The 13,059-nt window shown below is 70.0% G+C and carries 17 protein-coding genes; 2 read left to right on the top strand and 15 right to left on the bottom strand.

The window, feature by feature from the left end; translation table 11 throughout:
- Both FXO23_RS43345 and FXO23_RS52395 read left to right on the top strand, forming a co-directional pair.
- A partial coding sequence (locus tag FXO23_RS43345; RefSeq protein ID WP_158893491.1) for an alpha/beta hydrolase family protein occupies positions 1–1,285 on the top strand: 1,285 nt, incomplete at its 5' end.
- Between the two features lie 403 nt (positions 1,286–1,688).
- Positions 1,689–1,817, top strand: coding sequence for a hypothetical protein (locus FXO23_RS52395; RefSeq protein ID WP_281356727.1), 129 nt, complete (start codon positions 1,689–1,691; stop codon positions 1,815–1,817).
- 141 nt (positions 1,818–1,958) lie between these two features.
- On the opposite strand, the gene FXO23_RS43340 is transcribed toward FXO23_RS52395, so the two are convergent.
- From FXO23_RS43340 to FXO23_RS50905, 15 genes are all read right to left on the bottom strand, one after another.
- On the bottom strand, positions 1,959–2,948 hold the full coding sequence (locus FXO23_RS43340) for a Gfo/Idh/MocA family protein (protein WP_158893489.1): 990 nt from the start codon (positions 2,946–2,948) through the stop codon (positions 1,959–1,961).
- 81 nt (positions 2,949–3,029) lie between these two features.
- Positions 3,030–3,443: an enediyne antibiotic chromoprotein gene (locus FXO23_RS43335; protein ID WP_158893487.1), complete on the bottom strand. Its 414-nt coding sequence runs from the start codon at positions 3,441–3,443 to the stop codon at positions 3,030–3,032.
- A 208-nt stretch (positions 3,444–3,651) separates the two neighbouring features.
- Positions 3,652–4,539, bottom strand: coding sequence for an NmrA/HSCARG family protein (locus tag FXO23_RS43330; protein WP_158893485.1), 888 nt, complete (start codon positions 4,537–4,539; stop codon positions 3,652–3,654).
- Positions 4,536–5,702 (bottom strand): LLM class flavin-dependent oxidoreductase, encoded by a 1,167-nt coding sequence (locus FXO23_RS43325; protein ID WP_158893483.1) that lies wholly within the window; start codon positions 5,700–5,702, stop codon positions 4,536–4,538. Before FXO23_RS43325 ends, FXO23_RS43330 begins: the two co-directional genes overlap by 4 nt.
- Complete coding sequence (locus tag FXO23_RS43320; RefSeq protein ID WP_158893481.1) at positions 5,699–6,763, bottom strand: methyltransferase; 1,065 nt, start codon at positions 6,761–6,763, stop codon at positions 5,699–5,701. Before FXO23_RS43320 ends, FXO23_RS43325 begins: the two co-directional genes overlap by 4 nt.
- Positions 6,764–6,796: 33 nt before the next feature.
- Positions 6,797–8,071 carry a beta-ketoacyl-[acyl-carrier-protein] synthase family protein gene (locus FXO23_RS43315; protein WP_158893479.1) on the bottom strand — a complete coding sequence of 425 codons (1,275 nt, stop codon included), beginning with the start codon at positions 8,069–8,071 and terminating at the stop codon, positions 6,797–6,799.
- 26 nt (positions 8,072–8,097) lie between these two features.
- On the bottom strand, positions 8,098–8,421 hold the full coding sequence (locus FXO23_RS43310) for an antibiotic biosynthesis monooxygenase family protein (RefSeq protein WP_158893477.1): 324 nt from the start codon (positions 8,419–8,421) through the stop codon (positions 8,098–8,100).
- Positions 8,418–8,723, bottom strand: coding sequence for an antibiotic biosynthesis monooxygenase family protein (locus FXO23_RS43305; protein WP_246258400.1), 306 nt, complete (start codon positions 8,721–8,723; stop codon positions 8,418–8,420). The genes FXO23_RS43310 and FXO23_RS43305 overlap by 4 nt, the downstream gene beginning before the upstream one ends.
- Before the next feature lie 23 nt (positions 8,724–8,746).
- The gene (locus FXO23_RS43300; RefSeq protein ID WP_158893473.1) at positions 8,747–9,505 is read right to left on the bottom strand and encodes an SDR family NAD(P)-dependent oxidoreductase; all 759 of its coding nucleotides are present in this window, start codon (positions 9,503–9,505) and stop codon (positions 8,747–8,749) included.
- 30 nt (positions 9,506–9,535) lie between these two features.
- Positions 9,536–9,985: an SRPBCC family protein gene (locus FXO23_RS43295; protein WP_158893471.1), complete on the bottom strand. Its 450-nt coding sequence runs from the start codon at positions 9,983–9,985 to the stop codon at positions 9,536–9,538.
- 2 nt (positions 9,986–9,987) lie between these two features.
- A complete protein-coding gene (locus FXO23_RS43290; RefSeq protein ID WP_158893469.1) occupies positions 9,988–10,209 on the bottom strand; it encodes an acyl carrier protein in 222 nt (73 codons plus the stop codon).
- Between the two features lie 49 nt (positions 10,210–10,258).
- A complete protein-coding gene (locus tag FXO23_RS43285; RefSeq protein WP_158893467.1) occupies positions 10,259–11,482 on the bottom strand; it encodes a ketosynthase chain-length factor in 1,224 nt (407 codons plus the stop codon).
- Positions 11,479–11,919, bottom strand: a complete 441-nt coding sequence (locus FXO23_RS43280) for a cupin domain-containing protein (RefSeq protein WP_246258399.1) — start codon at positions 11,917–11,919, stop codon at positions 11,479–11,481. Before FXO23_RS43280 ends, FXO23_RS43285 begins: the two co-directional genes overlap by 4 nt.
- Entirely contained in the window at positions 11,916–12,236 is a 321-nt protein-coding gene (locus FXO23_RS43275; RefSeq protein WP_158893465.1) for a TcmI family type II polyketide cyclase, read from the bottom strand. Before FXO23_RS43275 ends, FXO23_RS43280 begins: the two co-directional genes overlap by 4 nt.
- A 39-nt stretch (positions 12,237–12,275) precedes the next feature.
- Complete coding sequence (locus FXO23_RS50905; protein WP_179957046.1) at positions 12,276–13,031, bottom strand: SchA/CurD-like domain-containing protein; 756 nt, start codon at positions 13,029–13,031, stop codon at positions 12,276–12,278.
- Between the last annotated feature and the right edge of the window lie 28 nt (positions 13,032–13,059).

Below are 13,059 nucleotides of genomic sequence, written 5' to 3'. Positions count from 1 at the left end.
CCAACTGCACCTGTTCGACCCCGCGACCGGGACCGCGGAGGATCTCGGACCCGTGGAGGTCGAAGCGCGCTCTTTGGCCTGGTGGCCGGGCGAGGACGGTTGGCACCTCGGTTACGTTGCTCTCACTCCACCGGTTCTGCATGCCGGCACCGCCGTGTTCGACCTGGCCGTGGGCAGCCGCGTCCGCCGCAACCGCACCGCTGGCCTTCCGATGTGCCCCACCGAACTGTGCCAGACCGATGCCGCCCCTCTGGTTGTCTTCGCCGACGGCTTGAACACGACCCTGGCCCGGCTCGACCCCGGTGGCCCCACGACCTTGTCGCACCACCCCGGACATCTCGACGACCTCACCACCACACCCACCGGCAGGAAAATCGCGGTACTGACCGGTACCCGTTACCAGCCCGCGAATGTTCACGTCGGGCCACCGACCCGGCCGCTGAGAAAGATCACCGACACCCGCCCGGAACTCAACGGCATCGCTCTCGGTACCCAGCGACCGCTGGCCTACCGTGCCGCCGATGGCCTCGGCCTGGACGGCTTGCTGATACTGCCGGTCGGAAAAACCGCGTCGGACGGTCCGTTCCCACTCGTCACGATCGTGCACGGAGGCCCCTACGACCGGTACGCCGATCGCTTCCAGCTGTTCTGGTTCCCCAGCGCGCACGCGCAGTTGCTGGCCGCCGCAGGGTACGCGGTGTTCCTGCCCAACCCGCGCGGCGGCCAAGGCCACGGCCACAAGTTCGCCGCCAGCGTGGCCGGCAGGGTCGGCCGGGAGGAGTGGACCGACATCCTGACCGGCATCGACCTGCTCGTTGCCGAGGGCGTCGCCGATCCGGAGCGGCTAGGCATCGCCGGCGGGAGCCACGGCGGATTCATGGCCGCCTGGGCCGTTGGCCAGACCGATCGTTTCCGCGCCGCGCTGGTCCTCGCCGGTGTCATCGACTGGGGCATGCTCGCCGCGACCGGCGAGAACGGCCAGTTCGAGGCCGCGCTCGGTGGCAGCACCGGGTGGTCCAGCGCCGGTCCGCATCCGCATGACGCGGTCAGCCCGATCTCCTTCGCCAGCCGCATCCGCACCCCAGTGCTCATCCTGCACGGCGCCGAGGACACCAACGTCCCCCTCGGCCAAGCCGTGTACTTCCACCGGGCATTGCGCTACTTCGGCGTCGAGCACGAGTTCGTTATTTACCCCAGAGAGGGCCACTCGATCCGGGAACGCAACCACCAACTCGACGTCCTGCGCCGCACCCGGGCCTGGTTCGATCGCTGGCTCCTGCCATGACCAGGGTCGCGTGGTCGTGATGTTGTTACTTCCTACGACCGCAACGAATGGGATGACCCATCGCTCCTGGAAGCCCGCGCGACCAACACCACTGACCTGACGACGAATAGCGCACACTCCGAATAGGTGCCCTCCACCAGTAGTTGGGCCGGGTCTACTGCAGGCACTCGCCGGGGGTGGTCGCCCTGCCGAACAATTGGTACGCGTGTAGGTGGCGCGCCCCGTGTGGCCGAGGGGGGAACCGGCCACGACCGGGTCGGGGCTGCAGGTTCAGCGGCCCGAACTCGTCAACACGAAGTCCGGATCTTTGCTGGCTTTCCAGGTCTTCGGTGCCTGCCAGGACACGCCCTCCTGGCGTAGAACCCGTCTGCCGGACGGTCTCGGTGCTTGCCTGGATCCAGGCGTGTTCGGCGAGGTATCCGATCAGCTTGGCCAGGCTCCAGGTCGTGAACGGCAACCCCAGTTCGGCGGGCTTGCAGTCAGCGATGCGGCAGATCTGATCACCTTGACCGCGGCCGCCCTCGACGGCTGATTCCCGATTTTCCTAGTGGTGCGAGGGAGAATCGGTCGGACTGCCGTACGCGGTTATTCGGGACGACCTGAAGGCGGGGCAGCGGGACTGCGAACCAGGGAGCCGGTGTGTGTGGGGGGATGGGGCGCGTGTTCAAGGCCGCTACTCCACTCCTGGATCCGGTAGCCGCATCGCCTGCTCTCGGATTCGGTCCACCAGACCCGCCTGCGCGACTATCGCCGGGCCCACCAGGTCTGATGGCACGCCGTCTAGGATCCGTGCTGCGAAACGGCTTACCACTGACGCGAACTGGTCGTCGGGCGGTAGTGTCCGCTCCTCCACGCTGTTCTGGTGCTCGATTCGGATGATCGGGGCGTGGCCCGCCGGTGGGGTGTACGCCCACAGCACCGCTATTCGGCCCTTGTCGCCCGTCAGCTCGTAGCGGGAGCGATATCCGTGACGCATTCCGAATGTCACCTGCGCGGTTTTACCCGCCGGCTCGGCCAGTAGGGCGGCTCCGCCCACGTCGACTCGCAAATCGGCGTCGATGTTCAGTGTTGCTCCGGCTACTTCGGCCTCGTCGCCCAGGAAGTCCAGCGCTGTGCGGATTGGGTACACGCCGATGTCCAGCAATGCTCCTCCGCCGATCTCCGGCTCGTACCGCATGTTGCCTGGTGCCGGGGCGGGGATTGCGAACTCCGCCGTCAGTGAGCGGACCGTTCCGATTGTGCCCTCTGCAACCAACTCGCTCACTGCCGCGTGCTGGGAATGGCAGCGGTACATGAAGTTCTCGAGCAGTGTCAGCCCACGCGCGGCTGCCAGCGCCACTAAGTACTCCGCGTCCTTTGCCTTTGTCGCCACGGGTTTCTCGGCCAGTACGTGCAAACCCGCCTCGAGTGCGCGCTCGACCCAGCTTGCGTGCAGGGCCGCGGGGAGCGGGATGTACACCGCATCGAGGTCTTCCCGAGCCAGCAGTTGGTGGTAGCCGGTCACCGGCTCGCCTCCGAACCCGGCCGCGAAGCGAGCGGCTTTCTCCGGATCACGGCTTGCCAGTGCCACCACTGTCACGTCGGGGTTGGCGGTCAGGGCCGGGAGCATTTTGCGCCAGGCGATGCTAGCGCAGCCCAAGACGCCGATGCGGAGCCGGCTCATGGCCGATGATCCTTTCAGGTAAGGAAGCGGCCGGTCGACCGCTGGGGGTGGGGTCGACCGGCCGCGAGACAAGCGCTCAGCTCACTCGAATGAAATCACTGCCGAGGCGACCTCGCTGTATGACTCGTTCGCCGCGCCCACGAAGCAGCCGTTGGCGACCGTGGTGCAGTCCACTGGTCCCGACGCTGTCGTGAGGACCTTGTGCACCACGAACGACGTGGACACCGCTCCCGCGGCGTCGGTGGTCCTTGTTTGGCGGCTGGTGTCGCACACCGGGCCCGTAGCGCCACCGGCGCACTCCCAGATCGTCACCGTCTCGTTGGCCGTATAGCCGGTGGCCGACACCGCCACCGACGCTCCGTCGGCCAGGCCCTTGGCCGGTGACACGGCCACGCTCGGCGTAGGTGCCGCGCTGGCCGCCGTGCTGCCCGCGATGACGACAGCGAACGCTGCCGCAGTCGCCGCGATGAACCGTACCTTGGTGGTTTTGGACATGCAGGAACACTCCGAATCATCAAGGGAAAGTGCAGGTCAGGAAACTCACGGCCGGGGTGCCGTGATCGTTTGACCGCACACCCAATACTAGGAGAGAAGTTCATAACATACAAGCAAAGAAGTATCAATTGCTAGTTTTCTGCCGGTGATGATCACGGACCAGGCCAAGAGCGGAAGCTACCCCGGCCTGGTCCCGTCGTCGCCACGATCACGCCGTCGGCACGGCCTTGATCGGCTTGGCGCCGATGTGCTGCCAGTCCTGCAGCCGCGCCCACTCGTCGAACGTGTGCCAGCCCACGTCGGGGAAGTCCGCGCGCAAGGCGGCGATGTCGGCGGTGAACCCGACGCGGTCGATGTACTTGAACATCGCGCTGAGGTCGGGACCGAGGAACGGCGCGTTCGGCGAAATCGCCGCGTAGCGGACCGGGTCGCCGATGATCCGCTCCAGGATCGCGGCCGCGGACGCGCCGGTCAGGTCGTCGCCGGCGATGTCGAACCGCTCGCCGAGCACGTCGTCGCGGTGTTCCACCGCGTGGCGCACGAACCCCGCGATGTCGGCTACCGCGATCTGCTGCAGCGCCCGCGCCGCGGGCATCGGTGTCGGCAGGAGCCAGCCGTCGTCGGTCCGCCGCAGGCCGAAGAACCGGTTCTCCATGAAGAACGCCGGGGCGACGACCGTGTGCGGCACGCCGTTCTCACGCAGGTGGCACTCGATCGCCGCCTTGCTGTCGAAGTGCGGGACCCGGGTATCGCGGTCGGCGCTCGCCGCCGACGTGTAGACGATGTGCCCCACCCCCGCGCGCCGGAGCCCGTCGACCGCACCGACCCCCGCGGTGACCTCGAAGTCCGTTCCGGCGTCGAAGGAATCCGAGAGTAGGAACGCCGCGTCGGCGCCGTGCGCGGCCTCTTCGATCGACGCGGCGACGGCCAGGTCGCCGGGCACCACCTCGGCGCCGAGGCCGGCCAGCTCGATCGCGGCCGCCGAATCGGGTTTGCGGGTGAGTGCCCGGACGACGTGCCCGCGCCGGAGCAGTTCCCGAGCGACCGCGCCGCCCTGCTGGCCGGTCGCCCCCACGACGAGGACGTCGAGACTCATACCGGAACCTCCTGGGCCACGGGCGACACCCGGCCGGCTCGGCGGGTGCGCAGGCTTCGGCTGAGCCACACCAGACCCGCCATGCTGTAGACCGCGTCGGCGGCTGCCACCATCGCCGACGCCGCGACCAGCACCGGGTGCCGCAGGCCGGCGTCCACCAGGGCGCCGATCCGGTCCCGGACCTGCTTCGGCGTGCCCGCGACCACGCGGCTCGCGACGAGCTCGTCGGGAGCCGCGCGGATGGCGTCCTCGACCTGGGCCCGGCTGTACCGGTGCGGCAGGAGGTCCATCGCCCCGCGGAAATCCGGGCCGAGCGGATGCTCGGCACCGAACGCCCGCCACGCACGTGCGTTGGCGAGCAGCGCGAGGTACCGCACGGACTTGGCGCGTAGCAGCCGCCGCACGTGGTGTTCGTCCCGGCCGAGCACCACGGTCAGCACCTGCGCCGCGTGGATCGCTTCGGGGTCGCGCCCGGCCCGCTTCGCCGCGCCTTGGACCTCGCGCAGCCGCCGCCCGTATTCGTTCGGATCGACCGGTTCCCACGGGTACCACCCGTCGGCGTACCGGCCGGTCAGCTCGAGCATCCGCGGGCCGTGCGCGGCCAGCCAGATCTCGGGACGGCGGCCCTTCGGCGCCCGCAGGTCCAGCACCGCCTGGTCCAGTCGGAAGAACTCGCCCGCGAAGTCGAACGGTCCCGTGGAGTCGAAGCACTTCCGGATGATCTGCACCGCCTCGGCCAGCCGGGCCACCGGCCGGTCGTAGGCAACGCCGTAGGGGTCGAGGTTCTCCCGTTCCCCGGCGCCGAGGCCCAGGATCGGCGGCTTGCGCGTCAGGTGGGACAGGGTCAGGAAGGTCTGGGCGAGGCTCACGGGGTGGCGGCGGTGCGGATCGGTCACGCCGACGGCGAGCCGCACGTTGCCCGCCTTGGCTGCCAGGTGCCCCAGGGCCATGACGAAGTCGAACGCCTCGTCCGGGGTGGACGATCCCTTGGCCAGGAACGTGAACTCGGTGTCCCAAACGGCCTGGGGGAACGGGCTGATCAGGTGGTCGACCGTCCACAGTGAACCCATGCCCGCGAGCTTCGCCAGGTTGAGGTGGCCGAGGCCCGCTGCGGTCGGCGCGCTGGTGGCCCAAACGATCCCGGGCGACACGGAGCGGCTCATCGCGGCTTCGCCTCCAGGACCCAGTTGGGCGGCGTCGCGCGGGTCGTGGTGGCCAGCTTGAACCCGCTGTTGTCGAACAGGGCCCGCCACTCGGCTTCGGTCCGCTCCCGGCCACCGAGGTTGACGAGCATCTCGATGTCCATCAGCTTGCTGAAGTCGAATGTGTTGAGCTCGGGAACGGTGGCCTCGAACAGAATCACGCGCGCGTCCGCGTTGTCGCCGATGCGCCGCCGGATGTTGCCGAGGATCGTGACGCACTCGTCGTCGGTCCAGTCGTGCAGGACGCTCTTCAGGACGTAGGCGTCCGCCACCGGCACGTCGGCGAAGAAGTCACCGGGGGAGCGCGTGACCCGGTCCTGCACGCCGTTGCGCTCGAGCACCGGGTCCGCGCCCGCGAGCACTTCGGGCCGGTCGAACAGGATGCCCTTGACCGCCGGGTTGGCGCGCAGCACGGCGGACAGCATGTGGCCGTGGCCGCCGCCGATGTCGGCGACGACGCCGAAGCGGCCGAAGTCGCCGATCCCGCTCAGCTCGCCGGCGGCCGCTTCGCTGAAGGCCGTCATCGCGCCGTTGAAGACCTCCGCCAGGTGCGGGTGCGCCGCGTAGAAGTCGAACGACTGCATGCCGTGCACCTGCTGGAACGCCTGCTTGCCGGTGCGCACCGTGTCCACCATCGAGGCATAGGACTGCAGGCGGCAGGCCTGGCCGACGTGCCGCGCGAAGTTGCGCAGGCTGCCGGGCGTGTCGCTGCGCAGGCAGTCCGCGTCCGGAGTCAGCTCGAACCGGCCGTCGGGCCGCTCGGCGAACACCCCGAGCGAGGCCGCCGCGCGCAGCACGCGGTACAGCGCGTCCGGGTCGGTCTCGGTGGCTGTCGCGATTTCGGCCACCGTGCGGGGGCCGGCCACCAGGTGGTCGGCGACCCCGATCTCAGCCAGGACGTTGATCGAGTGCGAAAGCCATTGCGCGGTGACGAGCATGATCACGCGCACGCGGGGCGGCAGCACCGCCAGGTTCGGGAAGCCCGCCCCGGCGGTCGGCGGGGCGATCACTTCACTGGTCACGAGGTGTCCTCTCATCGGATGGGCTGGGGTTGGTCAGGACGTCGGCCGGGTCAGGACCGCGGCGGACTGGAAGCCGCCGAAGCCGCTTCCGACGCTGAGCACGACGTCCATGGGGTGTTCGCGGGCGTGCACCGGGACGTAGTCGAGGTCGCACTCGGGGTCCGGGGTGCTCAGGTTGGCGGTCGGCGGCACCACCTGGTGCTCTAGCGCCAGCGCACAGGCGGCGAGCTCGATCGAGCCGATGGCGCCGAGGGAGTGGCCGACCATGGACTTGATGGAGCTCACCGGCACCGTGCGGGCGTGCTCGCCGAGGCTCCGCTTGAACGCCGCGGTTTCGTGCCGGTCGTTCTGCTTGGTGCCCGACCCGTGCGCGTTGATGTAGTCCACTGCGGACGGATCGAGCCGGGCCTGCTCGAGCGCCCGGTCGATCGCTTCCCCCATCTCCCGGCCGTCCGGCCGGAGCCCGGTCATGTGGAAGGCGTTGCTGCGCGCCGCGTACCCGGCGAACTCGGCGTAGACGTGCGCGCCGCGGGCCCGCGCGGCGGACAGTTCTTCCAGGAGCAGGATGGCCGCGCCCTCACCGATGACGAACCCGTCCCGCTCGCGGTCGAACGGCCGGGACGCGTGCCGCGGGTCGGCGTTGTTCGCCGACGTCGCCCGGATCGCGTCGAAGCACGCGACGGTGATCGGCGAGATCGGCGCGTCGGTGGCGCCGGCTAGGACCACGTCGGCCGAACCCTCCCGGATCAGCGCCGCGCCGTGGGCGACGGCGTCGATGCCGGACGTGCAGCCGGTGGAGATGACCGCCGCGGGCCCTTCCGCGTTCGCCGCCCAGGCGACCTCGGTGGCGAGCGTGCTGGGCACCATGAAGCTGTACAGGTGCGGCACGACGTAGTCCTCGTCGACCTCCCAATGCCGGCCGTGGTCGCTGAGCACCACGTACTCCCGCTCCAGTGCGGTCGTCGCGCCGACGGCACTGCCGACGCTGATGCCGATCCGCTCGGGCGGGATCGCCCCGACGTCGAGGCCGCTGTCGGCGATCGCCTCCCGGGTGCTGGTGACGACGAACTGGGCGGCCCGGTCCATCCGCCGGACCTCGCGTTCGCTCAGCCCGTTCGCCGCGGGGGAGAAGTCGACCTGCGCCGAGATCTGCGACCGGAAGCCACTCGGGTCGAACAGGGTGATGCGGTCGGTGGCGGAGCGCCCTGCTGAGAGCAGGTCCCAGAACTCCTTCTTCCGGATCCCGCCCGGGGCGACGACGCCGATGCCGGTGACGGCGACCCTGCGGCCCTGTGCTGGCGGTGCCATGAGCTTCCTCTCCGAGAACGGTGGTCTTAGGACTCGCCGAACTCGTCGGCGCGGTATTCGGACACGACCTGGTAGATCGCGAACGGCTTGACGCGGGTGCCGTCCTGGTGGTCCCGCAGCGGGGCGGTCGACGCGCGGTGTTCCGGGCCGCGCTCCCAGGCGTCGAACTCCTCGAGGCTGGCCCACTCGCTGAGCACCGCCAGCTCCGCCGGGTCGTGCGGCGACCGCAGCAGCTCGTTGCCGAGCAGACCCGGCGTCCCGGCCAGGCATTCGCTGATCCGGTGGTACGCCTGCTCGATCGGCGCGCTGTCGGCACCGCGCAGGTAGAGCAGCACGCGCACCCGGCTCACCGGGACGCGCCCGCGGCCTGCAGCGCGTGGACCACCGTCGTCGTCTCCATCGACCCGCCCGTGCGGTACGGGTGCAGCTTCACCCGGTGCTCTAGGTGGTCGGCGCTGCGTTCGAACTCGCGGAACTCCGGCTCGCTCGTCCAGTCGCTGATAACGAAGTACACCGGCGCGCCGTCCTGCGTGCTGCGCAGCAGCCACTGGCCGAGGTTGGCGGGGTGCCCGGTGATGACGTCGGCGATGTCGAGCCAGGTCTGCTCGAACTCCGGCTCGACCCCCTCCTTGATCTCGAACCGGAGGATCACTCGGAAGGTCTCCTGCCCGCCCATCACATGCCCCCGTCGACGGTGATGACCGCGCCGTTGACGAACCCGGCGGCGTCGCTCGCCAGGAACGCGACGACCGCGCCGACGTCGCCCGGGTCGCCGAGCCGGCCCAGCGGGATCCGCTTGCGGTAGCCCTCCAGGCGCTCTTCGACGGCCGCGCGTTCGTGGTCGGTGGCCCGCTCGGCCATTTCGGTCGCGATGATCCCCGGGGCGACCAGATTGACGCGGACGCCCTGCGCGCCCAGTTCCTTCGCCAGCGACCGGGTGAGGCCGGTGAGCCCGGCCTTCGCGGCCGTGTAGTGGGCGCGCAGCGGAACGCCGATCTCGGCGACTTTCGACCCGATGTTGATGATCGTGGAGCCCGGCCGGAGGTGGATCATCGCGCGCTGCGCCAGCAGGTACGCGGCGGTCAGGTTGGTGTCGAGCACCCGGTTCCAGTCCGCCACCTCGAGCTTGACGAACGGGATGTGGCTGATCGCGCCCGCGTTGTGCACGAGGACGTCGAGCCCGCCGAGGCACTCACCGCACACCTCGATCAGCCGGTCGATCTCGGTTTCCTGGGCGATGTCGGCCTGCACCACGTGGTGGTTGCCGTCCCGTTCGGACAGTTCGGCTTCGAGGGCCTTCGCCGCGTCGGTGTCGCTGTGGTAGCAAGTGACGACGTCGGCGCCGCAGTCCGCCATGGCGAGCACCACGCCGCGGCCGATGCCGCGGGTCCCGCCGGTGACGAGAACGCGTTTCCTGGCAAGAGAAAGTGCCATGGTCTTCCTCCCTGGGTGGGTGGGGTGGGATCAGTCGGTGGTCGCTTCGACCTTGTCCTTGATCAGCTTCAGCTGGCCGGCGGAGTTCGTGTTCAGCCGGTCCGTCATGCCCGCGTCGTCCAGCGGTGCGCCCGGCTTCATCTCGAAGTCCTGGACCCAGCGCATGCGGACGCGGCCGCCGAGGTCTTCGTACTCCCAGAACAGGGACATGTACTTGAAGACGCCCGTGTCGACCCGGTGCGCGCGCACCGTCCGGGTGGCCGGGTCGGGGGTCCGCTCGGACACCCAGCTCCAGGTCTTGCCGTTCTCGTCCGGGTGCAGCGACAGCCGGAACTGCACGGTGTCGCCGCGCTGCTCCAAGATGACGGCCTCGGCGTACTCGCTGAACAGCCGCGGCCAGTTCGCGACGTCGTTGGTCATCCGCCATACCCGGTCGAACGGGGCGTCGATCACGATCTCGTTGTCGGTGTGCCCGGCCACGGCTAGACCACCTCCACGAGGTTCCGGTTGACGTAGGCGACCAGGTCGTCGGGGCGCAGGAGCAGGGTCGCGGAGTCCTCGGGGAAGGAGATCCCCAGTTCCTGCTTGACGCGAGCCTGGATCTCCAGCATCGCCAGCGAGTCGAACCCCAGGTCGGTGAACTCGGTCGCGCCGATGTCCCCGCCGAGGTCGACCCCGTCGTCGGCGCCGCCCGTGGCGTCCATGATCTGTCTCAGACTGTCCAAAGTGAACACTGCCTGTCTCCTTTCTCGGTCAATCGGTTCCGCACTGGCGCACGACCATCGCGGAGTTGAAGCCCCCGTGGCCGCGGGCGAGCACCAACGCGGTCCGCACCCGCGCTTCCCGCGGCTCGTCCAGCACCAGGTCGAGGTGATACCCGCCGTCCGGCCGGCGGACGCCGACGGTCGGCGGGACCACGGAGTCCCGGATCGCCAGCAACGCGAATGCGACGTCGAGCGCCGCACCGCCCGCGAGGAGCCGGCCGGTCATCGTCTTGGGCGCGGTCACCGGAACCCCTTCCGGCCCGAAGATTCCGGCGATCGCGGCGGCCTCGTCACGGTCGAGCGCGGGCGTCCCGGCGGCGTCCGCGAAGACGACGTCGACCTCGCCGGGCGCCACCCCCGCGTCGTCCAGCGCCGCCAGCGCCGCGCGGCGGAGACCGGGCGGCCGCGGCGAACCCGGCGAGGGATCGAAAGTCGCGGCGTAGCCGGCGATCTCGCCATACCGGTGTGGCGCGCCGCGGTCCACCACGGACGCGTGGTCCTCCACGACGGCGATGGCCCCGCCTTCGCCGACGACGTGCCCGCACGCGTCGGCGTCGAACGGGAGGTACGCGCGGTCGGGGTCGGCACGTGTCGACATCCGCCCGGTGGCGGTCTGGGCGACCAGCCCGTACGGGCACAGCGAGGCGTCGGTGCCGCCGGTGACGATCACCGGGGTGCCCGCCCGGAGCAGGCGCCGGGCCTGACCGATGGCGTCGAGCCCGCCGGCCTGTTCGGTGGCGACCACCCCGCACGGCCCGCGCATCCCGTGCCGGATCGAGATCTGGCCGGTGGTGGCGGCGTAGAACCACGCGATGGACTGGTAGGCCCCGACGAACTCGGGCCCCTGCTCCCACAGGCGCTGGATCTCCCGCTGGCCGAACTCGTTCCCGCCGGACGAGCTCGCGGTGACCACCGCCATCTCGTACTCGCCGAGCGCCGCGGTGTCGACGGCCGCGTCGGCGAGGGCGTTTTCGGCGCAGACCAGACCGTGCTGGGTCCACTTGTCGGTCTGCACGATCAGCCCGCGCGGAACGCGGTCGACGGCGTGGAAGCTGGCCAGCTCCCCGGCGACCTTGACCGAATACCGGGACGCGTCGAACCCGGAGATCGGCCGGATGCCGGTCTTCCCGGCCAGGGTGGCGGCCCAGCACTCCTCGACGCCCATCCCGTTGGGCGCGAGGATGCCGAGGCCGGTCACCACGGCGGTGGTCACCGGCGCTCCGCGGCGAGCGACGCGACCGGCCCGCCGACGTCCATGCCGGCTTCGGCCGGGTTGGCCGGCGCCTCGGTGTCCACGTGCCCGAGTTCGGGCCGCGGCGCGAGCGGGCACAGGTGGAACACGGCGAACGCGGGTTCGGCGCCGCGGTTCTCCAGCCGGTGGCGCACGTCCTTGGGCACCAGGACGGCCTCGTCCGCGCCCAGTTCGACCGGCTCGTCGTCCAGCGTCAGCACGAGCGTGCCGCGCACGACGTAGAGGTACTCCTCGGAGTACGGGTGGTAGTGCTCCGTCACGGACTCGCCCGGCAGCAGCGTGACGCCGCCCATGAACCCCGTGGTCGACGTCACCGTCTTCGGGCTGAGCAGGACCCGCAGGTCGCCACCCCGCCGCCGGTTGGCGGGCACGTCGCCGAGAGCGATCTTCTGCGTCACGTGGCACTCCAGCTGTAGAAGGTCTCGGCCATGGCGTCCTTCGGTTCGCGCCAGCCGGGGTCGTACGGGCTGATGAACTCCGCGAGCCGCTCGTTGATGTCCTTGTAGAGCGGGTGGGACCGGGCCTTGTACAGGTCCCCGGTGATGTCCTCGTCGGCTTCGACGAGGTGGAAGTAGAGCCCGTGGAAGCGGAAGAGGGTCCGGCGGTTCACGCCGATCAGGTGCGGCAGCTCGGACGCGTCCGAATCGGCGAAGATCCGGGCGACGTCCGCGCTGTCGTCCGCGCCCATGCGGGCCACGATCAGTGTTCTCTGCACGCGCACCTCCGAAGGTGGTCTCGTTGTCGGACAGGGGTTTCAGACGCGCGCGGGCAGGATTTCGCCCGCGGGGGAGTCGTGCATCGCCAGCTGGGACAGGCAGCGCATCGCGAGCTGGCCGACGATGTCCGGGTAGGACTCTTCGGTCGGCCGCAGCGTCCCGCCGGACAGCGCGGCCAGCAGCCGGGTTTCGTGCGCGAAGGCGGTCGCGTCTCGGGCCACCACGCGGGCCACGTCCCGCAGTTCGCCGGTGTGCTGCCACAGACGCACGACGGATTCGCCGTTGCGGTACCAGCGTTCGGTGAGCAGCGCGGGACCGTTCGGGTGCCCGGGCCCCGCCCAGATCGGCACCTGGCTCTCGAGCGCGAAGTCCGCGTGGGCGGGTCCCGGGTGCCGGAACCGCATCACCGTGATGTGCGCGAGCCGGTCCGGTGTCGTCGACCCGCCGCAGTCGGCCATGAGGCTGTTTTCGAAGTACCGGAGGAAACCCTGTTCTGTTTGCGTGTCCCGCGGCTCGGCTAGGAACGGGCCGAGCCGCTGCTCGGCGAACTTCACCGTTTTCTGCCGGGACATGTGCCGGGCGACGTCGTCGAGCTCGCCCTGGTACTGGATGATTCGAACCATGCTGTCGTCCCCGATGAACAACCCGGTGGCGGGGATCAGGCCGACCTCGTTCCCGTCCGCGTCGTAGACGACCGGCGAGCCGGTCCGCTTGAACCCCGTGGCCGAGAAGATCTCGGCGATCTCGGCCTCGGTGTCCGGGCGGATGTTGTAACTGATGGCGGCAAACGACACTTTCCTACCTTTCTGCTCGGTGCACCCG

This window comes from Amycolatopsis anabasis (genome assembly GCF_009765355.1).
Classification (GTDB): Bacteria; Actinomycetota; Actinomycetes; order Mycobacteriales; family Pseudonocardiaceae; genus Amycolatopsis; species Amycolatopsis anabasis.
This window is presented reverse-complemented; position numbering and strand designations above follow the sequence as displayed.

Excerpts from the sequence above, each read along its gene's own strand:
- FXO23_RS43300 (WP_158893473.1), bottom strand. The coding sequence starts at position 9,505 with ATGGCACTTTCTCTTGCCAGGAAACGCGTTCTCGTCACCGGCGGGACC.
- FXO23_RS43290 (WP_158893469.1), bottom strand. The coding sequence starts at position 10,209 with ATGGACGCCACGGGCGGCGCCGACGACGGGGTCGACCTCGGCGGGGAC.
- FXO23_RS43335 (WP_158893487.1), bottom strand. The coding sequence starts at position 3,443 with ATGTCCAAAACCACCAAGGTACGGTTCATCGCGGCGACTGCGGCAGCG.
- FXO23_RS43325 (WP_158893483.1), bottom strand. The coding sequence starts at position 5,702 with ATGAGCCGCTCCGTGTCGCCCGGGATCGTTTGGGCCACCAGCGCGCCG.
- FXO23_RS43340 (WP_158893489.1), bottom strand. The coding sequence starts at position 2,948 with ATGAGCCGGCTCCGCATCGGCGTCTTGGGCTGCGCTAGCATCGCCTGG.
- FXO23_RS43315 (WP_158893479.1), bottom strand. The coding sequence starts at position 8,071 with ATGGCACCGCCAGCACAGGGCCGCAGGGTCGCCGTCACCGGCATCGGC.
- FXO23_RS43330 (WP_158893485.1), bottom strand. The coding sequence starts at position 4,539 with ATGAGTCTCGACGTCCTCGTCGTGGGGGCGACCGGCCAGCAGGGCGGC.